Annotated in this window: 20 protein-coding genes; 14 read left to right on the forward strand and 6 right to left on the reverse strand. The window is 74.8% G+C overall.

Features of this window, described 5'->3' with window-relative positions; all coding sequences use genetic code 11:
- Positions 1-254: 254 nt before the first annotated feature.
- Complete coding sequence (locus QWJ41_RS18370) at positions 255-1,352, reverse strand: polyprenyl synthetase family protein (protein WP_302709928.1); 1,098 nt, start codon at positions 1,350-1,352, stop codon at positions 255-257.
- An 88-nt stretch (positions 1,353-1,440) separates the two neighbouring features.
- Here QWJ41_RS18370 and metF point away from each other — a divergent pair, with 88 nt between their 5' ends.
- Complete coding sequence (gene metF, locus QWJ41_RS18375) at positions 1,441-2,331, forward strand: methylenetetrahydrofolate reductase [NAD(P)H] (RefSeq protein ID WP_302709929.1); 891 nt, start codon at positions 1,441-1,443, stop codon at positions 2,329-2,331.
- A 19-nt stretch (positions 2,332-2,350) separates the two neighbouring features.
- Here the strand turns inward: metF and QWJ41_RS18380 are convergent, their stop codons facing one another.
- Together QWJ41_RS18380 and QWJ41_RS18385 are read right to left on the reverse strand one after the other, a co-directional pair.
- Positions 2,351-3,652, reverse strand: a complete 1,302-nt coding sequence (locus tag QWJ41_RS18380) for a phytoene desaturase family protein (RefSeq protein ID WP_302709930.1) — start codon at positions 3,650-3,652, stop codon at positions 2,351-2,353.
- Between the two features lie 22 nt (positions 3,653-3,674).
- Complete coding sequence (locus QWJ41_RS18385; protein ID WP_302709931.1) at positions 3,675-4,160, reverse strand: YbaK/EbsC family protein; 486 nt, start codon at positions 4,158-4,160, stop codon at positions 3,675-3,677.
- A 72-nt stretch (positions 4,161-4,232) separates the two neighbouring features.
- Here QWJ41_RS18385 and QWJ41_RS18390 point away from each other — a divergent pair, with 72 nt between their 5' ends.
- The 8 genes from QWJ41_RS18390 to QWJ41_RS18425 all read left to right on the forward strand — a co-directional run bounded on the left by QWJ41_RS18390 (position 4,233) and on the right by QWJ41_RS18425 (position 13,837).
- Entirely contained in the window at positions 4,233-4,736 is a 504-nt protein-coding gene (locus QWJ41_RS18390; protein ID WP_302709932.1) for a hypothetical protein, read from the forward strand.
- 184 nt (positions 4,737-4,920) lie between these two features.
- Positions 4,921-5,310 (forward strand): DUF6504 family protein, encoded by a 390-nt coding sequence (locus QWJ41_RS18395; RefSeq protein WP_302709933.1) that lies wholly within the window; start codon positions 4,921-4,923, stop codon positions 5,308-5,310.
- Positions 5,311-5,324: 14 nt separating this feature from the next.
- The gene (locus tag QWJ41_RS18400; protein WP_302709934.1) at positions 5,325-5,780 is read left to right on the forward strand and encodes an SAV_6107 family HEPN domain-containing protein; all 456 of its coding nucleotides are present in this window, start codon (positions 5,325-5,327) and stop codon (positions 5,778-5,780) included.
- A gap of 14 nt (positions 5,781-5,794) precedes the next feature.
- Positions 5,795-7,027 carry an endonuclease gene (locus tag QWJ41_RS18405; protein ID WP_302709935.1) on the forward strand — a complete coding sequence of 411 codons (1,233 nt, stop codon included), beginning with the start codon at positions 5,795-5,797 and terminating at the stop codon, positions 7,025-7,027.
- Positions 7,028-7,136: 109 nt separating this feature from the next.
- Positions 7,137-11,084, forward strand: a complete 3,948-nt coding sequence (locus QWJ41_RS18410; protein ID WP_302709937.1) for a DNA polymerase III subunit alpha — start codon at positions 7,137-7,139, stop codon at positions 11,082-11,084.
- A 31-nt stretch (positions 11,085-11,115) separates the two neighbouring features.
- A complete protein-coding gene (locus tag QWJ41_RS18415; RefSeq protein ID WP_302709938.1) occupies positions 11,116-11,850 on the forward strand; it encodes a methyltransferase in 735 nt (244 codons plus the stop codon).
- Positions 11,851-11,958: 108 nt separating this feature from the next.
- Positions 11,959-13,164 carry a DNA polymerase IV gene (dinB, locus tag QWJ41_RS18420; RefSeq protein ID WP_302709939.1) on the forward strand — a complete coding sequence of 402 codons (1,206 nt, stop codon included), beginning with the start codon at positions 11,959-11,961 and terminating at the stop codon, positions 13,162-13,164.
- A gap of 208 nt (positions 13,165-13,372) precedes the next feature.
- Entirely contained in the window at positions 13,373-13,837 is a 465-nt protein-coding gene (locus tag QWJ41_RS18425; protein WP_302709940.1) for an SCO2097 family morphological protein, read from the forward strand.
- Between the two features lie 324 nt (positions 13,838-14,161).
- Here QWJ41_RS18425 and QWJ41_RS18430 read toward each other — a convergent pair whose 3' ends face one another.
- The 3 genes from QWJ41_RS18430 to QWJ41_RS18440 are packed head-to-tail and all read right to left on the reverse strand — an operon-like array spanning position 14,162 to position 18,772.
- Positions 14,162-16,564 (reverse strand): transglutaminase TgpA family protein, encoded by a 2,403-nt coding sequence (locus QWJ41_RS18430; RefSeq protein ID WP_302709941.1) that lies wholly within the window; start codon positions 16,562-16,564, stop codon positions 14,162-14,164.
- Positions 16,561-17,835, reverse strand: a complete 1,275-nt coding sequence (locus QWJ41_RS18435) for a DUF58 domain-containing protein (RefSeq protein ID WP_302709942.1) — start codon at positions 17,833-17,835, stop codon at positions 16,561-16,563. Before QWJ41_RS18435 ends, QWJ41_RS18430 begins: the two co-directional genes overlap by 4 nt.
- 10 nt (positions 17,836-17,845) lie before the next feature.
- Positions 17,846-18,772: an AAA family ATPase gene (locus QWJ41_RS18440; protein ID WP_302709978.1), complete on the reverse strand. Its 927-nt coding sequence runs from the start codon at positions 18,770-18,772 to the stop codon at positions 17,846-17,848.
- A 295-nt stretch (positions 18,773-19,067) separates the two neighbouring features.
- Here QWJ41_RS18440 and mraZ point away from each other — a divergent pair, with 295 nt between their 5' ends.
- The 5 genes from mraZ (at position 19,068) to QWJ41_RS18465 (ending at position 23,536) form a co-directional block, all read left to right on the forward strand.
- On the forward strand, positions 19,068-19,493 hold the full coding sequence (mraZ, locus tag QWJ41_RS18445; RefSeq protein ID WP_302709943.1) for a division/cell wall cluster transcriptional repressor MraZ: 426 nt from the start codon (positions 19,068-19,070) through the stop codon (positions 19,491-19,493).
- 353 nt (positions 19,494-19,846) lie between these two features.
- On the forward strand, positions 19,847-20,026 hold the full coding sequence (locus QWJ41_RS18450) for a hypothetical protein (RefSeq protein ID WP_193670380.1): 180 nt from the start codon (positions 19,847-19,849) through the stop codon (positions 20,024-20,026).
- Between the two features lies 1 nt (position 20,027).
- Complete coding sequence (gene rsmH, locus QWJ41_RS18455; protein WP_302709945.1) at positions 20,028-21,008, forward strand: 16S rRNA (cytosine(1402)-N(4))-methyltransferase RsmH; 981 nt, start codon at positions 20,028-20,030, stop codon at positions 21,006-21,008.
- Entirely contained in the window at positions 21,005-21,664 is a 660-nt protein-coding gene (gene ftsL / locus QWJ41_RS18460; RefSeq protein ID WP_302709946.1) for a cell division protein FtsL, read from the forward strand. The genes rsmH and ftsL overlap by 4 nt, the downstream gene beginning before the upstream one ends.
- Positions 21,665-21,724: 60 nt before the next feature.
- Positions 21,725-23,536 carry a peptidoglycan D,D-transpeptidase FtsI family protein gene (locus tag QWJ41_RS18465; protein ID WP_302709947.1) on the forward strand — a complete coding sequence of 604 codons (1,812 nt, stop codon included), beginning with the start codon at positions 21,725-21,727 and terminating at the stop codon, positions 23,534-23,536.
- Positions 23,537-23,577 lie beyond the last annotated feature (41 nt).

Consider the following 23,577-nt stretch of genomic DNA (forward strand, 5'->3'; position numbering starts at 1 on the left):
GCGGGGTGACCCGGCGTCCCCTGCCCAACACCACCGGGGTCCTGCCCGTGCAGGCCAGCAGCCGCTACTACATCGAGTACGACGTCGGCGGCGGCGCGCTGCTGGTCACCGGCTCGCGCGGGGAGCGCTACTACAGCGACGACGCCGGGGCGACGTACGCCCGCGTCGGCCCCTGACCTCGCCGAGCCGGCGCCAGTTCCTGGCGAGAGCGAGGAACTGGCGCCGGCTCGCGCGGAACTGGCGCCGGCTCGCGGTCAGACGACGCGCTGGGTGGCCGCGGCGGCGAGCGTGGTGAGGACCGCGCAGGCCTCGGGGTCCAGGCCGCTGCGGTCGAGGGAGTCGGTGGCGCGCTGGGTCAGCGCGGTGATGACCTCCTCGACCTGCGCCTGGGCGCCGGATCCGGAGATGATCGAGCGCAGTCGCTCGACCTGGTCGGCGTCGAGGGGGCGGCCCAGGGCCCGGTCGAGCAGGGCCGCGTCGTCCTCGTCGGCCCCGTCGAGGGCCAGCGCCACCAGTACCGTGCGCTTGCCCTCGACCAGGTCGTCGCCGGCGGGCTTGCCGGTCGTGGCCGGGTCGCCGAAGACGCCCAGCAGGTCGTCGCGCAGCTGGAAGGCCTCGCCCAGCGGCAGGCCGAAGGAGCTCAGCTGCTCCATCGCGGCGCTGTCGGCGCCGGCGAGGGCCGCCCCGACCTGCAGCGGACGCTCGATCGAGTACTTCGCGGACTTGTAGCGCAGCACCGTCATCGCGGCGTCGACGTCGGCGCGGCCCCGGGCCTGCACCGAGACGTCGAGGAACTGCCCGGCGATCACCTCGGTGCGGCACAGGTCGAGCACCTCGAGGGCCGCGACCACCCGCGGCAGCGGCAGGCCGCAGCCGCGCAGCAGCTCGTCGGACCACGACAGCAGCAGGTCGCCGAGCAGGATCGCCGCGGCGGCGCCGTACTGCTCGGGGTCGCCGCGCCAGGCGTCGGAGCGGTGCTCGCGCTCGAAGGCGCGGTGCGTGGCCGGGCGCCCGCGGCGGGTGTCGGAGGCGTCCATCAGGTCGTCGTGCACCAGCGCGCTCGCGTGCAGCAGCTCGAGCGCCGCGCAGGCGCGCACCAGCGCCTGCTCGTCGACGGGTGCCGCCACGGCCAGGTGGCCCCACCAGCAGAACGCGGCCCGCAGGCGCTTGCCGCCTGCGACCACGGCGCGGGCCTCGGCGAGCAGCCGCTCGGCGTCGGGGCCCAGCGGGGCCAGGCGGTCGGCCTGCCGGTCGAGGAACTGCTCGAGGGCGTCCTGGACCTGGGCGCGGAAGCCGTCGGCGTCCCAGGGGGTGCCGGCCGTGCCGGCCGTGCTGGCGGGGGAGTCGCTCACCGGATCACAGTAGGAGACATACCCACAACTGGCGCCGTTGGGTGGACGCCCACCCCTGGGTGCACAGGTGCTCCATAGAATCGTCGCCATGACCATCGGCCGCGGACGTGCGCTCACCGACCTGATCGCTGCGGGCGGGCGCTCCTTCTCGTTCGAGTTCTTCCCGCCCAAGGACGAGGCCGGCGAGGCCCAGCTGTGGGACGCCGTGCGCGCGCTCGAGCCCTACAACCCGACCTTCGTCTCCGTCACCTACGGCGCCGGCGGCAGCAGCCGCGGCACCACCGTGCGGCTGACCGGGCGGATCGCCCGCGAGACCTCGATGCTGCCGATGGCCCACCTGACCTGCGTCGGGCACACCCGCAGCGAGCTCGAGCAGATCCTCGACGAGTACGCCGCCGCCGGCGTGCACCACGTGATGGCCCTGCGCGGCGACCCCACCGAGGGCCCGCGCGCCGAGTGGACGCCCACCGAGGGCGGCCTCGACCACGCCGACCAGCTGGTCGAGCTGGTCGCCGCGCGTGGTGAGTTCCGCATCGGCGTCGCCGCGTTCCCCGAGCGGCACCCCTCGTCGGCCTCGCTCGAGCACGACGCCGACGTGCTGGTCGCCAAGGCCCGCGCCGGCGCCGAGTTCGCCGTGACCCAGATGTTCTTCCGGGCCGCCGACTACTTCTCGCTCGTCGAGCGGGTGCGCGAGCGGGGCGTGGACCTGCCGATCCTGCCGGGCATCATGCCGATCCTGAACCTGCAGGCCATCCGCCGCCAGGGCGAGCTGATCGGCACCGACGTGCCCGCCGATGTCGTCGAGCGCATCAGCGCCCACGACGGCGACCCGGTCTCGATGCGCGCCGAGGGCATCACCCAGGCCGCCGAGCTGTGCCAGGAGCTGCTCGAGGGCGGCGCGCCGGGGCTGCACTTCTACACGCTGAACCGGTCGAAGGCCACGCGCGAGATCTTCGAGAAGCTCGACGTCCGTCCCTGAGCCTGACGCGGCCGCCGCCTCAGGCGGGTCCCACGCGCTGGGCCACCAGGGCCGCCGACAGCCCCACGAAGGGCAGCCCCGCGCCCGGTGTCGCGTGCGCGCCGGCGGCGTACACACCGGGCACGGGCGTGTCGGGGCCGAGCCGGCGCTGCACCGTGGCGCGGCCCTGCCACAGCACCCCGAGCGGCGAGCCGCCCCAGGCCTCGACGAGGTCGCGCGGTGAGCGGTCGACCCGGGTGACGACCTGGCCGCGCACGTCGATGCGGTGCCGCGCCAGCGCGACCAGCACGTCCTCGGCCAGGCGGCCGCGGCCCTGCACGGTCCAGGCGGCGCCGCCGTCGGGGGCCTGGCCGCCGGTGCGCACCACCAGGGTGGGGTCGCCGTGCAGCACCAGCTCGTGGGGCACCTCGGGCAGGTCGCCGGCCAGCCCCACGTGGCACACGACCGGCGGGATCGCGGGCATCGTGCGCTCGACCAGCCGGGCCAGCGCCGGCAGGCGACGGGGGTCGATCGCGCAGACGACGACGTCGGCGTCGATCTCGCCGTCGTCGGTGCTGACCGCCACGGCCCGGCCGCCCCGCACGACGACGTCGCGGACGCCGGTGCCCAGGCGCACGTCGACCCCGCGGGTGCCCATCCGTGCGGCGAGCACCTCGCCGACCCTGGCCATCCCGCCGGGCACGGTCCAGGACCCGAAGCGCTGCTCGAGGTAGGCCACCAGGCCCATCCAGGCGGGGACGTCGCGGGTGGCGTGGCCGTCGGTGACGAAGGGGTGGGCCGCGACGTCGCGCAGCCGGTCGTCCTTGAGCGTGCGGCGCAGCCGCCGCTGCAGGGTCTCGCGCGAGCCCAGCCGCTCCTTGAGCTCGGCCGGCAGCGAGGCGCGCTCCCACGGCTGCTCGAGGTAGTGGCGGCGCAGCACCTCCCAGTCGTCGGTGTAGGCCGCGACGTGGTCGACCCACGCCTGGCCCTGGCCGGGGGAGAGCTCCTCGACCGCGCGCAGCTGCCCCGAGCGCGAGCCGCCGGGCAGGGCCAGCTCGGAGCCGTCGACGAAGCGGTGCGTGCGCACCGTCTCCAGCGCGACCAGGTCGAGCTCGCGCTCGAGCGGGCGTCCGGTCTTGCGGAACAGGTCGCGCAGCACCGCGGGCAGCAGCGTCGAGGTCGGGCCGGCGTCCCAGCGGTAGCCGTCGGCGTGCACCGAGCCCAGGGCGCCGCCGAGGGTCGCGGCGCGCTCGAGGAGGGTGACGTCGTGGCCGGTCTTGGCGAGCCGGCCGGCGGTGGCGAGGCCGGCGTACCCGCCACCGACCACCACGACCCTCGCCACGGGCACAGACTAGCCAGGCTGCTCAGGCCGGCGGGGACTCGACGTCGACGACGCCGGCGCCGGTCATCTCGCGCAGCTCCTCGAAGGAGGTCGAGAAGACCGCGGCGGGGTGGCCGGCGGCCGCCCAGACGACCTCGTGGCGCGCCAGCCACTCGTCGAGGTACGTCGGCACGGGCGCGGGGTGGGCGAGGGGGGAGACCCCGCCGATCACCTGCCCGGTGTGCTCGCGCACGAAGTCGGCGCCGGCGCGCGCGAGGCGCTCGACGCCGATGCGCTCCGCGAGCGCGCGCACGTCGACCCGGTGCGCGCCCGAGGTCAGCACCAGCACCGGCGAGCCGCCGGCGTCGAAGAGCAGGCTGTTGGCGATCGCGCCCACCTCGCAGCCCAGGGCCTCGGCGGCCAGCGCGGCCGTGTGCACGGCGTCGGGCAGGACGACGACCTCGCCGCGCCCGCCGCGGCGGGCCAGCTCGGTGCGGAACCGGGCGATGCCCGGGTGCTCGGTGCTCATGGCTGCGACCCTAGAGTTCGCACCGGGTGCCCCGCACCCGGCTGCCGCCCCCGGACCACAGAGAGGGCCGTCATGGACGACGACCGCCTGGAACGACCGCGCGCGCTGAGGGCGTGCCTGCAGCTGCACCTGGTGCTGCTGGCGCTGGGGGCCCTGACCGTGGTGCTGACGGCGGTGCTGCGCGACGACCTCGTGCTGAACTGGGCGCGGGGGCACCGCTCGGCCGCCGAGATCCTGGAGCGGCAGGGGCTCGACTACCTGATCGAGGAGCAGCCGATCGCGGTCCCGCAGTTCTTCCCGGTCGCCGCGGTGCTCTTCGTGGTGATGGCGATGCTGATCGGGGTGCTGCTGGTCTTCTTCCGCAACGGCCACCACTGGGCGCGGGTGTGCCTGGCGGTGCTCGTGGTGATGACCGCGGTGGCGACCCTGAGCGGCATCCGGGTCGAGCCGCCGCAGGTCTTCGTGGTGCTCAGCTACCTCTCCCTGGTGGTCGAGGTCGCGATCCTGGTCACCATGTTCCATCCCGACACCGACCGCTACCTCAGCGCCACGCACGACCGGATCGCCGCCTCCTGAGCCGCCGGTCGCGCTCCTGCACAGGGGCCCGCCACGACCCTTGACCCACTGTCGGTGGGGGCGTGTACCTTGGGAACAAGTTCGAACACAGATTCGAACATGCTCCCGGCGGGGGCGACCTCGACCCCGCCTCCGCTGGGGGCTCCAGGCGGACCTGGCGCCCGGCGCCGGAGAGGTGGCAGTGATGGAGCTGATGCGACGCTACGACGAGCCCGTCGAGGTGCGGTGCGGCCAGCTGGCCGGCGCCGAGACGATGGTCCCCGAGCAGTTCCTGTGGCGCGGGCGGCTCTGGAAGGTCCGCTCGGTGCTGGAGCACTGGGTGGAGACCGGTGAGTGGTGGCGCCACGCCGGCGTGCGGGCGGTGCTGGGCTCCGAGGAGCCGGCCGACGGCTCGAGCGCCGAGCAGCCGGCCCGCCCCCGCCCGCTCGAGGAGCTGCTCGCCGAGCGCGCGCTGTGGCGCGTCGAGGCCGGGCGCGGCGCAGCGGTGCGCGGGGCCGACGACTCCGGCGGGGTCTTCGACCTGGCCCTCGACGTCGACGGCGGGCAGTGGCTGCTCGTCGGCTGCGCGGACTGAAGGGGATGTCGGTGATGACCCGCTCCTCCTTCTCCGCGCCCGTGCCGCACCCGCAGGCCCTGCCGGTGACCACGCACTCCTACCTCGCCCGCGCCGCGGAGTCGCTCGGCGAGGCGATGGCCACCCCCGAGGTCCCGGCCCGCTACGCCGGGGCGCACGTGTCGGCGCTGCGCTCGGCCGCCGCGCTGCTCTCCGCGCGGGCCCGGCCCGCCGGCCCGCGTCGCCGGGCCCAGAAGAACGCCTGGGTGCTGCTGGCCGAGGTGGCCCCCGAGCTGGCCGAGTGGGCCACGTTCTTCTCCGCGGGCGCAGCCAAGCGGGCCGCGGCCGAGGCCGGCTCCTCGCGGGCGGTCACCGAGCGCGAGGCCGACGACCTCGTCCGCGACGCCGACCGGTTCCTCGCCGTGGTCGAGCAGTCCCTGGGGCTGGTGCCGCACCCGCCGCTCCAGGAGCGCATCGCCCGCGCCGGGTGAGGCAGGCTGGGCCCATGCCTCCCGTCCTCGCCCGGCGCCCGCGCCGGCTCGGTGCGCTCCTGCTCGTCGGCGTGCTGGGGCTCCTCCCGTCCTGCGCCGGTCAGGGCTCCGTCGACGAGGAGGTCGGGCCCACGGGCGGTGCGCGCTCGTTGCTCGACCCCGCCGCCACGGCGGGCGCGAGCGACGTCGCCCAGGCGCTGGCCAGCGCCGACGGCACGGTGCTGAGCGTCCGCGGGCACCTGGTCGGCCAGCCCGTCGCCCCGGGCGAGGTGGTGCGCGGGTCCTTCCCCTCCGACCTGGCGCTGGCACTGGCCGACGACCCGGGGGAGCGCGACCCGGCGCGGATGCTCCTGGTCCAGCTGCCCGCGCAGCTGCGCAGCACCTGGGGGCTGGCCTCGCACCCCGAGCTGCTGGGTGCTGAGGTGGTGCTCGGCGGCGAGCGGGCGTCGTACTTCTCCGCGCCCGGGCTCAAGCAGGTCGACGCGGTCGCGCTCGTCGGCGCCGCGACGCCCTCCCGGGCCCCGAGCGCCGCCGGCGACCTGCCCGCGGTGGTGCGTGACTACTACGCCGACGCCGAGGGCCGCACCGGCGAGGACCTGGCCCGGGCGCTGCACGAGATCATCTCCACCGACGTCGACCGGCTGAGCTACGACCGGCTGTGGGAGGCGCTGCGCAACACCGACGCCGACCCCGCTGCGCCCGGTCGCGTGATCGAGCTCTACACCGGCGACAGCGTGCCGGGCGACGCCAACGGCGGCGACCCGGAGGAGTGGAACCGCGAGCACGTGTGGCCGCAGAGCCGTGGCGGGTTCGGCACCGCCGCGGGCCCCGGCACCGACCTGCACCACGTGCGCCCGGCCGACGTCAGCGTCAACGCCGACCGCTCCAGCCTTGACTTCGACGACGGCGGCAGCCCCCAGGGCGAGGCCGCCGACACCTACCGCGACGCCGACTCCTGGGAGCCGCGCGAGGCGGTGAAGGGCGACGTGGCCCGGATGGTGCTCTACATGGCGGTGCGCTACGAGGGCGGCGACGGCTTCGCCGACCTCGAGGTCTCCGAGCAGGTGGGCCGGCGCGACCTCGACGCGCTGGGCTACCTCGGTCGGCTCTCGACCCTGCTGCGCTGGCACGAGCAGGACCCGCCCGACGCCTTCGAGCGCGCCCGCAACGACGCGATCTTCGAGACCTGGCAGGGCAACCGCAACCCCTTCGTCGACCGCCCGGAGTGGGTTGCCGCGATCTGGTGAGGGCGGGTTGGCGCCGGGAGCGCGGCGGGGTTAGGCTGGACGTCTTCTCGAACATGAGTTCGAGAGGATTGTCGTCAGGGTCGAGCCGACGCGAGAGGTGGACCGACCCGTGCCCGACCCGTTCCCGCACCTGCACGTCGCCTCCGGCTACTCCCTGCAGCACGGTGCCTCGTTGCCGCACCTGCTGGTCCAGCGCGCGGCCGACCACGGCATGGACCTGCTGGCGCTGACCGACCGCGACGGCACCTACGGCGCGGTGAAGTTCGCCAAGGCGTGCCTGCAGGCCGGGATCAGCCCGGTCCTCGGCGTCGACCTGGCCCACCGCCCGGCTCCCGTCGAGGGGCGGGCGCCGGCGCCCGGGCGCGGGCGCACCCCGGTGCGGGGCGGCGCCTTCCGCGACCCACGGCTGCCCCGGGTCACCCTGCTGGCCCACGCCGCCGGGCCCGGCGGCGGGCGCGGTGGCTGGGCCGCGCTGTGCCGGGTGCTCTCGACCACCCACCTCGCGGGCGAGCGCGGCACCCCGGTCCTGGACCCCGAGGACCCCGAGGTCGCGGCGCTGCTCGGCTCCGGCGACCTGGTCGTGCTGCTCGGGCCGGCCTCCGAGGTCGGGGCCGCGGCGGCCGTGCGCCGCCGCGACCACGCCCGGGCCGCCCTGGAGCGCTGGCGCGCCCTGGTGCCGCGCGAGAACCTCCAGGTCGAGGTGGTCTCGCACCGCCTGGCCGGCGACGGCCCCGGCTCGACCCGGCACGCCGCCCGGATGTTCGCCCTGGCCGAGGAGGCCGGTGCCGGCTCGGTGCTGACCAACGCGGTGCGCTACGCCGATCGCAGCGACGCCGCCACCGTCGACGTGCTCGACGCCGCCCGCCGCCTGGTCGCCCTCGACCGGCGCCACGTCGACCGCGGCAACGCCGAGGGGCACCTGAAGTCCGGGCCGCAGATGCGCGAGGTCGCCCACGAGGTGGTGGCCCGCGCCGGCGCGGGCACCGGGCGCGAGGCGCTGCGCCTGCTGGCCCGCACCCGGGCGCTGGCCGAGCGCTGCGCCCTCGACCCGCGTGCCGACCTCGGCCTGGGCGAGGTGCACTTCCCCGAGTTCAGCCTCTCCACCGACCACCCCAGCGCCGACGTGGCGCTGCGGGCCCGCTGCGAGGGCGCCATCGGCGACCGCTACGGCAGCGGCGGGCTCGCGGTGGTGTGGAAGCGGCTCGACGACGAGCTCGCGGTGATCAGGGAGCTCGGCTACGCGTCGTACTTCCTGACCGTCGGCGACGTGACCGACCTGGTCAAGCAGATGGGCGTGCGGGTCGCCGCACGCGGCTCGGGGGCCGGCAGCCTGGTCAACTACCTGCTCGGCATCTCCGGGGTCGACCCGATCCGCCACCAGCTGCTGATGGAGCGCTTCCTCTCCCCGCTGCGCCAGGCGCTGCCCGACATCGACGTCGACGTCGAGTCCGACCGGCGCACCGAGGTCTACGAGCGCATCCTCGACCGCTACGGCGGCGAGCGCTGCGTGTGCGTCTCGATGATGGACACCTACCGGGTGCGGCACGCGGTGCGCGACGTCGGCGCCGCGCTCGGCATGCCCCCGGCCGAGACCGACGCCATCGCCAAGGCCTTCCCGCACATCCGTGCCCGCGACGCCCGCGCCGCGCTGGCCGAGCTGCCCGAGCTGCGTGCCAGCGGGCTGGGCGAGGCCCGGCTCGACCTGATGTTCCAGCTCGTCGAGCGGCTCGACGGGCTGCCGCGCCACGTCGCGGTGCACCCGTGCGGGGTGCTGCTCTCCGACGCGACCCTGCTCGACCGCACCCCCGTCGAGGCGTCGTACGCCGGCTTCCCGATGAGCCAGTTCGACAAGGACGACGTCGAGGACCTCGGCCTGCTCAAGCTCGACGTGCTCGGCATCCGGATGCAGTCGGCCATGGCGCACGCGCTCACCGAGGTCGAGCGGGTCGAAGGGGTGCGCATCGACCTCGAGGACGACCAGCAGGTGCCCTTCGACGACCCCGCGACCTACCGGATGATCTCGGCGGCGCGCACCCTCGGGGTCTTCCAGATCGAGTCCCCGGGCCAGCGCGAGCTGGTCGGCAAGTCCGGCATCGAGACCTTCGAGGACATCATCACCGACATCTCGCTGTTCCGGCCCGGGCCGGTCAAGAGCGACATGATCACGCCCTACCTCGAGGTCAAGCACGGGTGGCGCGAGCCGCGCTACCTCCACGACGACCTGCGCCCGATCCTGGCCCCCACCCGGGGCGTGGTGGTCTTCCACGAGCAGGTCATCGAGATCATCGGCTGCTTCACCGGCATCTCCTACGCCGAGGCCGACGAGAAGCGCCGCGCCCTGGGCGACGCCGAGGGGATGGCCCAGACCCGGGCCTGGTTCTTCCCGCGCGCGCTGGGCCGCGGCTACCCCCTCGCCGTGGTCGAGGAGGTCTGGAGCGTGCTGGAGGCCTTCGCCTCCTTCGGCTTCTGCAAGGCCCACGCGGCGGCGTTCGCGCTGCCGACCTACCAGTCGGCCTGGCTCAAGGCGCACTGGCCGGCGCACTTCCTGTCCGGGGTGCTGACCCACGACCCGGGGATGTACCCCAAGCGGCTGATCCTCGAGGACGCCCGCCGCCTCGGCGTGGCGGTGCTCGGGCTCGACGTCAACGCCTCCGAGCAGGCCTACGTCGTCGAGCGGGTCGAGCCCACCGGCGCCCACCCCGGCCCCGACGTCCCCGACGGGCGCCCCTGGGGCATCCGCCTGGCGCTGGCCGAGGTCAAGGGCATCAGCGAGGCCGAGGTCGCGCGCATCGTCGCGGCCCGGCCCTTCCACTCGTTGCCCGACTTCTGGCAGCGCGCACGGGTCTCGCGCCCCGTGGTCGAGCGGCTGGTGCTGGCGGGCGCCTTCGACAGCACCTACGGCATCGGGTCGGCCGCCGGCAGCGACGTACGCCGTCGAGGGGTGCTGACCCGCCGCGACCTGCTGCTGCAGGTCGCCGAGCTCGACCGCCAGGGCCGGGCCCTCGAACGGGCCTCGCGGGGCCGCGGCGTGGCCGGGCGCAAGTCCTGGAGCGGCACCACCACGCGTGCCCGCCAGGTCGCCGAGGCCGCGGCCGCGCGCAACAGCACCGACCTCGGGGTGCGCGAGCGGGCGCAGGCGGGGGAGAGCGCCGCCGAGGCCGACCGGCGCCGCGACCGGCGCCCCGGCGACCAGGCCGAGGACTACCGCGACGACCGCGGCGCCCCGGTGCGCGAGGGCGTGTGGGGCCGCTCGCTGGCCCAGGCGCGCACCGCCGCGCCGCCGCCCCCGGTCGACTCGGTGCAGCTGAGCCTCGACCTCGGTGACGCGCCGGGGGAGGGCGGGGTCTCTGGCTTGCCCGAGATGACCGGCGAGGAGCAGATGCGCGCCGAGCTCGAGATCCTCGGCCTCGACGCCAGCCGGCACGTCGTCGACACCTACGGCCCCTTCCTCGACGCGCTCGGGGTGACCCGCAGCGAGCAGCTGCTCCAGCAGCGCAGCAAGGCCGAGCTGCTGGTGGCCGGGGTCAAGGTCGCCACCCAGACCCCGCCGATCCGCTCCGGGCGCCGGGTGGTCTTCCTGACCCTCGACGACGGCACCGGCCCGGTCGACGCGACCTTCTTCGAGGACGCCCAGGGGCCCTACGCCGCCACCGTTTTCCACTCCTGGCTCCTGGTGGTGCGCGGCGAGCTGCGCCGCACCGGCCACCGCGGGGTCTCGCTGCGCGCCACCGGCTGCTGGGAGCTGCCGGTCCTGCACGAGCAGTGGCGTCGCGGCGGCATCGAGGCGGTGCACGAGCAGATGGCGGTGGTGCCCGAGGGCTTCGGCGGCGTCGGCGTCGAGCTCGCCGGGCAGGGTGCGGCGCAGAGCCGGGCACCGCGCCCGGTGATGGCGCGCCCCGACGGGCCGGGTGCCGCGGGCGGGATGGGCCGCCGGCGGGTGCTGGTGCACTCCAGCGGCTTCCGGCTCTCGCCGTACGCCGACATCAAGCCCGCCGGCGAGGAGACCCGCGACGTGGCACGCAAGCTGTGGCACCGCAGCCCGGGGAGCCCGGGATGATCGGCGTGCCTGTGGCCCTAGGGTGGGTGCCATGTCCGCCAGCGACCGCCCCAGCGAACGTCCCAGCGAGCGCCGGGCGGCGGCTCGCACCGCCGTGGTGTGGGACGCCCTGCGCCCGCTGCTCGAGCAGTCCGGGCCCCTCGACGTCCTCGACATCGGCGGCGGCACCGGCGGCTTCGCCGTGCGCGTGGCCGAGCTCGGCCACCGCGTCACCGTCGTCGACCCCAGCCCCGACGCCCTCGCCTCGCTCGGGCGCCGCGCCCGCGAGCGCGGCGTCGAGGTCGCCGGGCTGCAGGGCGAGGTCTCGAGCCTGCTCGACGTCGCCGGCGCCGACAGCGCCGACCTGGTGCTGTGCCACGGGGTCCTCGAGCACGTCGGCGACCCCGCGACCGCCCTGGGCGTGCTCCGCGAGGCCGTGCGCCCCGGCGGCACCCTCAGCCTGCTCGTGGCCCAGCGCCACGCCGCGGTGCTGGCCCGCGCCATGGCCGGCCACTTCGGCCAGGCCCTCGCGCTGCTCGAGCCCACCGTCGACCCCGGCCGCGCCGGTCACCGCTACACCAGCGACGAGCTCGTCGCGCTGCTGGCCGCTGCCGACCTGCACGTCGAGCAGGTCCACGGCGTGCGGGTCTTCGCCGACCTGGTCCCCGGCACCCTGCTCGACCTCGAGCCCGGTTCCACCGCCGCCCTGGTCGAGCTCGAGCAGGCGGTCGCCACGCGTCCCGAGTACCTCCCGCTCGCCACACAGCTGCACGTGCTCGCCCGCTGACCGCGCCGAGCGCGCCGAGCCGGCGCTAGTTCACGCCGAGCCGGCGCTACTTCACGTTCCCCCGCTCCGCTCCTCCCGTGAAGTAGCGCCGGCTCGGCGAGGATCGGCATGACCTCCGCTGGCGCTCCGGCCACGCCGATCCTCCACATCGACATGGACGCCTTCTACGCCTCGGTCGCGGTGCGGGAGCGGCCCGAGCTGTGGGAGGTGCCGGTCATCGTGGGTGGGGGCTACCGCGGCGTCGTGCTCTCGGCCAACTACCTGGCCCGCGAGCACGGCGTGCGGTCGGGCATGCCGGCCACCCGGGCCCGGCGGCTGTGCCCCCAGGCAGTGGTGGTGGCGCCCGACCACGAGCTCTTCGGCCGGGTCTCGACCGCGGTCGTCGAGACCTTCCGCCGAGTCACCCCGCTGGTCGAGGTGGTCTCCCTCGACGAGGCGTTCCTCGACGTCAGCGGCTCCGTACGCCGCCTCGGCCCCCCGGTCGAGATCGCCGAGCAGGTGCGCGCCACCATCCACGACGAGCAGGCGATCACCTGCTCGGTCGGGGTCGCGGCGACCATCTCGGTGGCCAAGCTGGCCAGCAAGCGTGCCAAGCCCGACGGCGTGGTCGTGGTCCCGCCCGAGGAGATCACCACCTTCCTGCACCCGCTCGACGTCGGCGAGCTCTATGGGGTGGGGGAGAAGACCCGCGCCATGCTGCACCGACTGGGGCTGGTCACCGTCGGCGACGTCGCGCACACCCCGGTGCGCACCCTCCAGCGCGCCGTCGGCGACCACCTCGGTCGCCACCTGCACGGGCTGGCGTGGGGCGACGACCGCCGCGAGGTGGTCGCCGGCTCCAGCGGGGCGTTCGGCCTCGGGGGTGCCGAGCCCGACCGGTCGATGGGGGCGCAGGAGACCTTCGGGCGCGACGTCGACGACCGCACGGTGGTGCTGCGCGAGCTGCTGCGCCTGACCAGCACCGTCACCGGGCGGATGCGGGTGGCCGGCGTCGCCGGGCGCACCGTGACGCTGACCGTGCGCTTCGCCGACTTCACCACCATCACCCGTTCGCGCACGATGAGCGAGGCCACCGACGTGACCCAGGAGGTCTACCGCACCGCCACGGCCCTGTACGACGCCCTGGGCCTGCAGCGGGCCCGGTTGCGGCTGGTGGGGGTCCGGGTCGAGGGGCTCGCGCCCCGCGAGAGCGTGCACCACCAGCACGTGCTGGGCGAGCGCGAGCACGGCTGGTCGGAGGCCGACCGTGCCGTCGACCGGGCGGCACGGCGCTTCGGCTCGGCCGCGGTGCGCCCGGCGAGCCTGCTCTCGTGACCCGGTCCCATCCGTCCGGGCCGCAGCCCCGAACCACTCCCGGGACCGGCCCACCAGCCGGTCCCGGACCACGGCCGAGACCACGGTCCCGACCCGGTCAGAGCCAAATTGTGTGAGCCGCCTACCGTGACGGCGAGGGCTTGCCTAGACTTGACGTGCCGACATCGACCAGACGTGTCGGTGCGTGCGTGACCCCATTGGAGGAACGGTGCCACTCTCGGAAGAGGAGCTGCGACTGCTCGAGCAGATGGAGCGAGCCCTCTCCGAAGAGGATCCCAAGTTCGCCTCCACCCTGCGCGGCACGTCGCTGCGTCGCGTCGCCCGTCGCCGTGCGATGGCGGCAGGGGCCGTCTTCGTGGTCGGCATCGTCGTGCTGATGACCGGCGCGATCACCCAGATCTGGCCGATCGGCATCGTCGGCTTCGTGGTGATGCTCGGCTCGGCCACGTTCGGCCTCAACGCCCTGCGCACCCAGACCCAGGCCGGCCCGGCCGCCCAGGCGGGCGCCTCCTCCGAGGAGCAGGGCGAGCGTTCCTTCACCGTCATCGACGGTGGTCGCCGCACCCGTGCGCGCCAGCGCCGCGGCGGCTCGAGCGGCTCCAACGGCGCCGGCTTCATGGACCGCATGGAGGAGCGCTGGCGCCGCCGCCGCGAGGAGAACGGCGGCTTCTGAGCCCCGCCCGACCCGCGACCCGGCTGGTGTGAACCGGCCGACTCGGCGTGAGCGCACGGGTCGACGCCTTCGACCCGCGACCCGGCTGGTGTGGACCGGCCGGCTCGCGACCCGGCTGGTGTGAACCGGCCGACTGGGCGTGAGCGCACGGGTCGACGCCTTCGACCCGCGACCCGGCTGGGGTGAACCGGACGGCTCGCGACCCGGCTCGTTCAAACCGGCCGACTCGGCGTCAGCGCACGGGTCGACGCCTTCGACCCGCGACCCGGCTGGTGTGAACCGGCCGACTCGCGACCCGGCTCGTTCGAACCGGCCGGGTCGGCGTCAGCGCACGAGGTCGACGACCCCGTCGCGGTAGCCCAGCGACTCGGTCTCCGGCCCGGCCACCACGTCCGTACGACGCGTGGGTCGCAGCAGCGTGCGCGGCAGCCAGGTGGCGCGTCGCCGGGCCTGGGGGGTGGCGCCGTCGTGGAGGGCCTGCGCCACGCGCCGGCCGTCCTCCTGCCGGTCGGGGCGCGACTCGTCCGCCCCGACAGGGGCGTAGCGCAGCCGCTCGACGTCACCGACGAGCCGGTGCAGCGAGTCGACCGCCTCGGGGGCCTGACCGGCGCCGTGCGAGGGACGCGGCCGGTCGTCGAGCGGGCTGCCGAGGTGGCCCACCAGGCCGGCGCCGGTCTCGCGCGGCGAGCGGTGGTCGGGGTAGGGCAGCCCCAGGTCGCGGGCTGTGTCGCGCAGCTCGTCCCAGATCGCCTCGGGCCCCGCGGCGAGCCGGTGCTCGCGCCGGCGGCGGCGTACGGCACGGGGGGCCAGGACCAGCGCGACCAGTGCCAGCGCACCGAGCAGGACGCCCAGCAGGGTGCCCCACGGGAAGCCGGCGTCGACGGCGCCGGCCTCGTCGTCGGCCTCGGGGTCGAGCTCGTCGGGGGCCGCGGTGGGCTCGCCGTTGCGGTCGGGCAGCTGGTCCTCGGCGCGCCCGCTGGGGCCGCTGGGCTCGGGCTGCTCGAGGTCGACGGCCTCGCGGGTGTAGGCGGGCACCGCGCCGGCGCGGGCCGGCGGGGTGGGCTCGAAGCGCACCCAGCCGGAGCCGGCGATGAAGAGCTCGGGCCAGGCGTGCAGGTCGTCGGAGGAGTACTCGTAGACGCCCTCGGCGATGCGCTGGGGCCGCAGGAAGCCGACGGCCACGCGGGCGGGGATGCCGAGCTGGCGCGCCATCACGGCCATCGCGCTGGCGAACTGCTCGCAGTAGCCGGTGCGGGCGTAGTCGCCGTCGGGGCTCAGGAACTCCTCGAGCTCGTCGGTGCCGTTGCCAGGAGGCACGTTGCGCAGCGAGTAGTCGAACTCCTCGCGGAACCAGTCCTGGAGGGCCACGGCCTTCTGGAACCGCGTCGGTGCGCCGGCGGTGACCTGGTTGGCCAGCTGGCGGATCAGCGGCGGCATGTCGGAGGGCAGGTCGGTGTAGGAGGCCGAGACCATGCCGACCGAGGAGGGGGCGTCGGCCAGCTCCTGGGCGGAGAGGTCGAGGTCGACCGCGGTCATCGACCAGGTGGCCCCGGTGAGGTCGAGGTCGGGGTCGCCGGCCAGGAAGTCCATCGTCGACTCGTCGTAGCGCCAGTCGCCCGCGGCCTCGACCCGGCTCACCGGGGCGAAGGTCGGCAGCCAGCGCGAGGAGAACGTCTCGTAGGCCTCGAGCCGGTAGTCGAGGGTGCGGCGCGGCACCGACTGGCTGACGCCGGTCAGGGTGGGCATGTCGCCGTCGGGCCGGTTCTCGAGCGGGATCTCCCGGTCGCCCGGGCTCCACTCGTTCTGGGAGAAGCGGTTGAGCACCGAGATGCGCAGGTACTCGGGCTCCACCTGGTCGGTGCGCACGGCCAGCAGCGGGGTGTCGTCGGGCCGGTTGAGGTCGCGCACCAGGTCGGTCATCGGGTTGTCGACGCTGATCTTGGTGTCCCCGCCGGGGCCCCGACCCACGTCGAAGAGCTGCACGTCGAGCGTCGGCACCGCCAGCGGCACCACCACGGCCAGCGCGGTCGCCACCCCGCCCACCGCGAGCGCGTTGAGCCGCACGGTGGCGGTGTGCACGCCCAGGCCCGAGGTGGCCGCGAGCGGGTCGGGGCCGTCCTCGCCCAGGCTGCGGCCCCAGCGCGCGACCTGCTCGCTCTCCTGCAGGTAGAGCATGGCGACGAAGCCGAGCGCGGAGAGCGCGAAGACCCACCAGGTCAGGTCGGTGGCCAGCAGGCTGACCGGCACGCTGTAGACCGCGAGCAGCGGCAGGCCGGCCAGCGGCACCCGCCGCAGCCCGCAGGCCAGCAGGTCGACCAGGACCAGGCACAGCAGGCCGCCCCCGACCAGCAGCGGCTCGACGGCCGCCTCGGCGGTCGGCACCGGCGAGGCGTAGACGACCGCTCCGTCGCGTGCCTGCGCGAAGGCGACGAGCAGTGCGTCCCAGGTCGAGCCGACCGGCAGCGGGGAGCCCACGACGACCCAGCTCAGCGCCATCGCCCCGGTCAGCAGCTGCAGCAGCAGCACCGAGGCGACGCCCAGGCGCGACCAGCGGCCCACCGCCCCGATGCCAGCGACGAGCAGCGCCAGCCCGAGCAGGGGGGACAGGAACAGCGACGGGGCGTCGGTGAAGCCGCGCCACGACAGGATGCAGATCCAGGTGGTCAGGGCGGCGGCGGTCGACAGGGCGACGCCGGCGCCGAGGCTGCTGCGGCTCCTGCTGGTCACGAGCCCACCTCCGTCGTACGCCGCGTGCTCGCGCGCGCGGCCGAGCGTGCGGTGGTGCCGAGCTCCTGCCAGCGGGCCTCGAGCCGGTCGCGGGGCCCGACCCCGGCGGCCCGCCAGCCCTGCTGGGCCAGCAGGGCGGTGGCCGGGGTGCCGGAGCCGCCGCCGACCCAGGCATCGACGTCGAGGGCCAGGGCGAGGGCGCTGCCGTGCTGGGACTGCATGCGGCGCAGCACCGGCGCGTCGTGCTGCTGCACCGCGCCCAGCACCGCGACGACCAGGCCGCCGTGGCCCGGCTCGCCCAGCCACGCGGTGTCGAGGCGAGGCGCCTCGACGGGACGCAGCACGGCCAGCGCCTCCAGCAGGGGAGCGGTGCTCAGGTCGGCGCCGCGCTCGTGCCAGCCGCTGGCGCGGTCCTCGCCGGTCGCGGTGACCAGGCGCACCGCGAAGCCGCGGCGGGTCAGGTGCACCGAGACGGAGGCCGCCGCGCTCACGGCGGTCTCGAGCGAGGAGGCGATGCCCTCCCCACGGTGGGCCGTCGCGCGGTTGTCGAGGAAGACCGTGGCACGCGAGTGCCAGGGCTGCTCCTCGCGCCGCACCATCAGCTCGCCCATGCGGGCCGAGCTGGGCCAGTGCACCCGGCGCAGGTCGTCGCCGCGGTGGTACTCGCGCACCGTGACGTCCTCGGCGCTGCCGGTGGCGAAGGCGCGCGGGCGGTTGTCGCCGGAGCCGCTCTCGGAGCCGCCGAGGGGTATCGGGGCCAGCACGACGGTGCGGGGCGTGACGGTGAGGGCGGAGGTGGTGTGGAAGGCGCGGCCGAGCTCGACGAGCCCGAAGGGGTCGCTGACCCGCACCGACATCGGGCCGACCTCGAAGCGCCCGCGCACGTCGGAGCGCACCTGGTAGCCGACCTGGCGCCGCCAGCCGTGGCCGATGCCCTCGAGCACGAAGCGTGGGCGGGTGCCCAGCACGTAGGGCACGTGGTCCTCGAGCAGCAGCACGCCGCTGGGGGTGCGGCCCTCGTTGCTCAGCGACAGGGTCACCCGGGCCTGCTGGCCGGCGGCGACCAGCGAGGGGGAGACGGTGCGCACCAGCGCCAGCCGGTAGCGGCTGCGGCCCAGCACCAGCGCGGTGACCAGCGGCAGCGCCAGCACCAGCACGCCCACCCGGGTCAGCGCCGGCTGGCCGAGCAGCACGGCGCAGACCACGGCGGTGACGCCGGCGGCCACGAACGCGCGTCCGCGCACCGTCAGCCCGGCCAGCGCCTCCCTCATGGCGACGGCCTCAGCCGCGGGTGCCGTCGGGCACGGGCACCGTGGCGACGAGACGCTGGAGGATCTCGTCGGTGCTGCGCTCGTTCATCGAGGCCTCGACGCTGGGCAGCAGCCGGTGGGTCAGCACCCGCGGCGCGAGCGTGCGCACGTCGTCGGGCAGCACGTAGTCGCGACCCTGCAGGGCGGCGTAGGCCTTGGCGGCGCGCACCAGGTGCAGCGTGGCGCGGGGCGAGGCGCCCAGCACCAGCTCGTCGGTACGCCGCGTGGCCGAGGTCAGCGCGACGGTGTAGCGCTGCACGGCCTCGGCGACGAAGACCTGGCCGACGATCGCGGTGAGCTTGCGGATCTCGGCGGCGTCGGTGACGTGCTCGAGGTCGTCGAGGGGGTTGCCCTCGGTGTGGCCGGCGATCATCGCCAGCTCGGCGGCCTCGACGGGGTAGCCCATCGAGGTGCGCACCATGAACCGGTCGCGCTGGGCCTCGGGCAGCGTGTAGGTGCCCTCCATCTCCACCGGGTTCTGGGTGGCGATGACCATGAAGGGCGTCTCGAGCTGGTAGGTCGCGTTGTCGACGGTGACCTGGCGCTCCTCCATGCACTCCAGCAGTGCCGACTGGGTCTTGGGCGAGGCGCGGTTGATCTCGTCGCCGACCACGATGTTGGCGAAGACGCCACCGGGGCGGAACTCGAACTGGCGGGTGTCCTGGTTGAAGACCGACACGCCGGTCACGTCGGAGGGCAGCAGGTCGGGCGTGAACTGGATGCGGCGCACGGTGGAGTCGATCGAGCGGGCCAGGGCCTTGCTCAGCATGGTCTTGCCGACGCCGGGCACGTCCTCGATCAGCAGGTGGCCCTCGGCCAGCAGCACGACCAGGGCCGAGCTGACGACCTCGGGCTTGCCCTCGATCACGCGCTCGACGTTGGTGCGCACCCGCTCCATGACGCGCGCCAGCGTCTCGAGGTCAGCGCCTCCAGCGGTCGGAGATCCCACGAGCGGTCCCTTCGAGGTCGTGCCGGTGCCCGGCGGTGGATTCCAACCGTATGCCGTCGTGGCAACACCGCGCTCCTCCGTGGCCGTGGGGCTGCCGACGGCCCGTGGGGGAGGGGAGCGCGACGCGGGGGAGGACGAGGGTGCGGAAGGGGTGGAATGTGGTTGACAGTGGAGGGATGTGGAGTACAGTGGTGGAAAGTGGAGCAAGTGACCGTCCCGGGGCTTGTCGACGTGGAGGTGCGATGTGTTCTTCATGGGCACCTACACCCCCAAGGTCGACGACAAGGGACGCCTCTTCCTCCCGGCCAAGTTCAGGGACGCACTGTCGGAGGGGCTCGTGATCACGCAAGGACAGGAGAACTGCCTGACCGTGTGGCCCGAGGCGACCTTCATGGCCGAGGCCCGGCGGGCCCAGGAGACCCCGATGACGAACAAGGACGCTCGCGACTACCGCCGCGTGCTGTTCGCGGGCGCCGAGCAGGGCACGCCCGACAAGCAGGGCCGCATCGGCATCTCGCCGATCCTGCGGGCCAGCGCCGGCATCGAGCGCGACGTGGTCGTGGCCGGCGTCGGTGACCGGGTCGAGATCTGGAACCCCCAGCGCTGGGCCGAGTACTCCACCGGAGCACAGGCCAAGTTCGCCGAGCTCGACGAGGCACCCCCGCTCTGAGCGGGCGCTCCACCACGCACCACAAGGCACCACCAGGCACCACCACACGCAGACCAGCGACAGACCACCAACAGAACAGTGATCCGCAGGGCCCGGTCTCGGCCCGCTCCCCACTCGTCTTCTGGGACACCTTCCCCGGCCCCAGACGACACCCGGTTCTGGGGCACCTTCCCCGGTTCCAGAACCCCCTGAAGCACCGGCGAGCGGGCAGGGACCAGACCCTGCGGACCACCAGCACCCCGGATCGCCCCACCGGCGCTCCACCCACGCTCCACCTGCACCACCCCGCACCACCGGACAAGCCAGCACCAGCCAGCACCACGACGCAGCACTCTCCTGATGGGGTCGAGACCATGAGCAGCACCCAGGTCGACGGACTGACCGGCGCACCCGGCGCCCGGCCGGCACCCGGCGCCCCCGCGCCCCGGGTGCGCCACCAGGCGCAGGACGCGCTGCGGCTGATGGCCTTCTCGGCAGCCATGTCGCTCAGCGCGGCGGTGGCCTTCACGCTCCTGACGAGCCTGGGCCGCTGACGTGGCCGGCCCCTCGCACGTCCCGGTGCTCCTCGACCGGGTCGTGGCACTGCTCGCTCCCGCGCTCGACCACCCCGGCGCGGTCCTCGTCGACTGCACCCTGGGTCTCGGCGGCCACTCCGAGGCGGTCCTCGAGCGCCTCGAGCACGCCAGCGTCGTCGGCATCGACCGCGACCCCGCCGCCCTCGAGATGGCCGGGCAGCGGCTGGCGGCGTACGGCGACCGGTTCCGCGGCGTGCACGCGGTCTACGACGAGATCCCCGAGGTCCTCGACGAGCTGGGCCTCGACCACGTCGACGCGGTCCTCTTCGACCTCGGCGTCTCCTCGATGCAGCTCGACGTGCGCGAGCGCGGCTTCGCCTACGCCGAGGACGCGCCCCTCGACATGCGGATGGGCAGCACCGGCCCCACGGCCGCCGACGTGCTCAACACCTACTCCGCAGCCGAGCTGACGCGGGTGCTGCGCGACTACGGCGAGGAGAAGTTCGCCCGCAAGATCGCAGAAGCCGTGGTGCGGCGCCGCGAGAGCGAGCCGTTCACCACCTCGGCCGCGCTGGTCGAGCTGTTGTACGCCGAGATCCCGGCGCCCGCGCGCCGCACCGGTGGGCACCCGGCCAAGCGGACCTTCCAGGCGCTGCGCATGGAGGTCAACGACGAGCTCGCGGTGCTGCGCCGGGCGATGCCGGCGGCGATCGAGGCGATCGGCGTCGGGGGACGGGTGGTGGTGGAGTCCTACCACTCGCTGGAGGACCGGCTGGTCAAGCAGGCCTTCACCGCCGCGACCCGCTCGGAGGTCCCCGTCGACCTCCCCTTCGTGCCCGAGGGCAGCGAGCCGGCCCTGCGCCTGGTGACCCGCGGCTCCGAGAAGGCCGACGCCGCCGAGATCGAGGCCAACCCGCGCGCCGCCTCGGTGCGCCTGCGCGCCGTCGAGCGCGTACGACCCACCACGACCACCACCACCGGAAGGGGAGCCGCCCGATGAGCAGTCTCTACAGCACCCAGGGCGCCGCCCGCAGCAACCGGATGCCCCGCATCGCCGGCGCCGCCGTCGAGCGCGCCCGGCTCAGCGTGGTGCCGGTCGCGCGCACCCGCGCCGCGAAGGTCCCGTTCGTCAGCCTGGTCACCGTGCTGCTGCTCGGCGGGGTCGTCGGGCTGCTGCTCTTCAACACCTCGATGCAGCAGTCGGCCTTCGCCGCGACCTCGCTCGAGCAGCGCGCCACGGTGCTCTCGGCGCGCCAGGAGGCGCTGGCCAGCAAGCTCGAGCGGCTGCGCGACCCCCAGGAGATCGCGCGCCGCGCCCAGAAGATGGGCATGCAGGTGCCGGCCGCGCCGCTCTTCCTCGACCTCGCCGACGGCACGGTCTCGGGCGACGCCGCCCGCGCCACGCTGGGTGCGCGGCTGCCGCTCGACCCGCTGCTCCCGGCCCGGCCCTCCGAGCTCGACCCGCCCGCGACCGTGGTGACCCCGCCCGAGGGCGTGCTGGGCGACCAGCGTGGCGGCGGCTCCGGTGGCGGCGACGGGGGTAAGAACAAGCAGGACGAGAAGAAGGCCGACAAGAAGGCCGAGAAGAAGTCCGAGAAGAAGTCCGAGAAGAAGTCCGAGAAGAAGAAGGACAAGAAGAACAAGAAGAACGACTGAGCCACCGCACCACCCGACCGCCACGCCCACCGACGACCAGCACCCCAGGGAGGAGCCCTCGTGCCCACCACGCGCCCGATGCCGAGCCACGAGGCTGCGGCTCGCCGCGGTCACCCGCACTTCCGGCTGCGGGTCGGGTTCGTCCTCATCGCCATGGTGCTCTCGGTCTTCGCGGGCCGGCTGGTGCAGCTGCAGGGCATCGACCCGAAGGCCTACGCCGAGATGGCGGCGGCCGAGGGCATGGACGAGATGGTGCTGCCGGCGCAGCGCGGCGCGATCCTCGACCGCAACGGCGAGCCGCTGGCGCAGTCGGCTGACGGGCTGATGGTCGTGGCCGACCCAGCGCTGGTCAACACCGACGAGGAGGGCCAGGAGGTCGACCGGGCCCCCGAGCTCGCGAAGTTCCTCTCGGGCAAGCTCGACGTCGACTACTTCACCCTGCTGCAGCGCCTGCGCACCGAGAGCCGCTTCCAGTACGTCGCCCGTGGCGTGCCCGCCGCGACCGCCACCAAGGTGGTCGACCGGGCCGAGGAGCTCGGCTTCGACGGGCTCTCGACCTGGCGCGACCCGGTGCGCGAGTACCCCGCCGACGACGTGGCCGCCAACCTGGTCGGCTTCCTCGGCACCCCGCTCGCCGACGGCACGCCCCAGCCGCTGGCCGGCTTCGAGCGCACCTTCGACGAGCTGCTCTCCGGTACCGACGGCTCGGCCCGTTACGCGATGGCCGCCGGCAACAAGCTGCCGCTGGGCGACAACACGGTCGTGGAGGCGCGCGACGGCCAGGACCTCACGCTGACCGTCGACCGCGAGCTGCAGTGGTACGCCCAGCGGGTGGTGCGCCAGACGGTGCAGCAGGCGCGCGGCGACTCCGGCCTGGCCGTGGTGATGGACTCCCGCACCGGCGAGGTGCTGGCCCTGGCCGACCACCCGACGTACGACGCGAACGCGCCGCTGGCCTCCGACGAGGCCGACCTGGGCTCCCGGGCGGTCAGCGACGTCTACGAGCCGGGCTCGGTGTCGAAGGTGCTGACCATGGCCGGCCTTCTCGACGCCGGCAAGGTCACCCCGCGCACCCGGCTCACGGTGCCCGGGTCGCTGGCCCGCCAGGACCGCACCATCGGCGACTGGTTCCCCCACGACACGATCCGGCTGACGCTCGCCGGGGTGCTGGCCAAGTCCTCCAACATCGGCACCGTGCTGGCCTCCGACAAGTTCGAGGACGGCCAGATGCGCCGCTACCTCGCGGCCTTCGGGCTCGGGTCGGCCACCGGCGCGGGCGTTCGCGGCGAGTCGGCCGGCATCCTGCCCGACCCCTCGCTGTGGACCAGCCAGACCCAGGACCGCATCGCCTTCGGCCAGTCGGTGTCGGTCAACGCCCTGCAGATGACCGCCGCGGTCAACACGATCGCCAACGACGGCGTGCGCATCGACCCGAGCCTGGTGCGCGGCAGCGCGACCACCGACGCGGGGGAGCAGGTCGGCACCGACCAGGCCACCACCCAGCAGGTGGTCAGCGCCGAGGCTGCGCGCAAGACGGCGCTGATGATGGAGCGCGTCGTCGACCCCGAGGCGGGGGTCGCTCCCGGCGCCCAGATCCCCGGCTACCGGGTGGCGGGCAAGACCGGCACCGCCCAGCGCGCGAGCTCGGAGTGCGGCTGCTACGACGGCACCTTCACCGTCTCCTTCGCCGGCTTCGCGCCGGCCGACGACCCGCGCTTCACCGTCTACGTCGTGGTGCAGAACCCGCGCAACGGCGGTGGCGGCGGCTCGGTGGCCGGCCCGGCGTTCGCCAAGATCACCGGCTACGCGCTGCGCCGCTACGCCGTGCCGCCCACCGGCACCCCCGCCTCCGACCTGCCCGTCGAGTGGTGACCCGGCCCGTATCTCGCGCTGACCCGGCCCGGATCTCGCGC

The organism is Nocardioides cremeus (assembly GCF_030518195.1).
In the GTDB taxonomy this organism is placed as follows: Bacteria; Actinomycetota; Actinomycetes; order Propionibacteriales; family Nocardioidaceae; genus Nocardioides; species Nocardioides cremeus.

Excerpts from the sequence above, each read along its gene's own strand:
- metF (WP_302709929.1), top strand. The coding sequence starts at position 1,441 with ATGACCATCGGCCGCGGACGTGCGCTCACCGACCTGATCGCTGCGGGC.
- QWJ41_RS18385 (WP_302709931.1), bottom strand. The coding sequence starts at position 4,160 with ATGAGCACCGAGCACCCGGGCATCGCCCGGTTCCGCACCGAGCTGGCC.
- QWJ41_RS18390 (WP_302709932.1), top strand. The coding sequence starts at position 4,233 with ATGGACGACGACCGCCTGGAACGACCGCGCGCGCTGAGGGCGTGCCTG.
- QWJ41_RS18395 (WP_302709933.1), top strand. The coding sequence starts at position 4,921 with ATGGAGCTGATGCGACGCTACGACGAGCCCGTCGAGGTGCGGTGCGGC.
- QWJ41_RS18400 (WP_302709934.1), top strand. The coding sequence starts at position 5,325 with ATGACCCGCTCCTCCTTCTCCGCGCCCGTGCCGCACCCGCAGGCCCTG.
- QWJ41_RS18405 (WP_302709935.1), top strand. The coding sequence starts at position 5,795 with ATGCCTCCCGTCCTCGCCCGGCGCCCGCGCCGGCTCGGTGCGCTCCTG.
- QWJ41_RS18415 (WP_302709938.1), top strand. The coding sequence starts at position 11,116 with ATGTCCGCCAGCGACCGCCCCAGCGAACGTCCCAGCGAGCGCCGGGCG.
- dinB (WP_302709939.1), top strand. The coding sequence starts at position 11,959 with ATGACCTCCGCTGGCGCTCCGGCCACGCCGATCCTCCACATCGACATG.
- QWJ41_RS18435 (WP_302709942.1), bottom strand. The coding sequence starts at position 17,835 with ATGAGGGAGGCGCTGGCCGGGCTGACGGTGCGCGGACGCGCGTTCGTG.
- QWJ41_RS18440 (WP_302709978.1), bottom strand. The coding sequence starts at position 18,772 with ATGGAGCGGGTGCGCACCAACGTCGAGCGCGTGATCGAGGGCAAGCCC.
- QWJ41_RS18450 (WP_193670380.1), top strand. The coding sequence starts at position 19,847 with ATGAGCAGCACCCAGGTCGACGGACTGACCGGCGCACCCGGCGCCCGG.
- ftsL (WP_302709946.1), top strand. The coding sequence starts at position 21,005 with ATGAGCAGTCTCTACAGCACCCAGGGCGCCGCCCGCAGCAACCGGATG.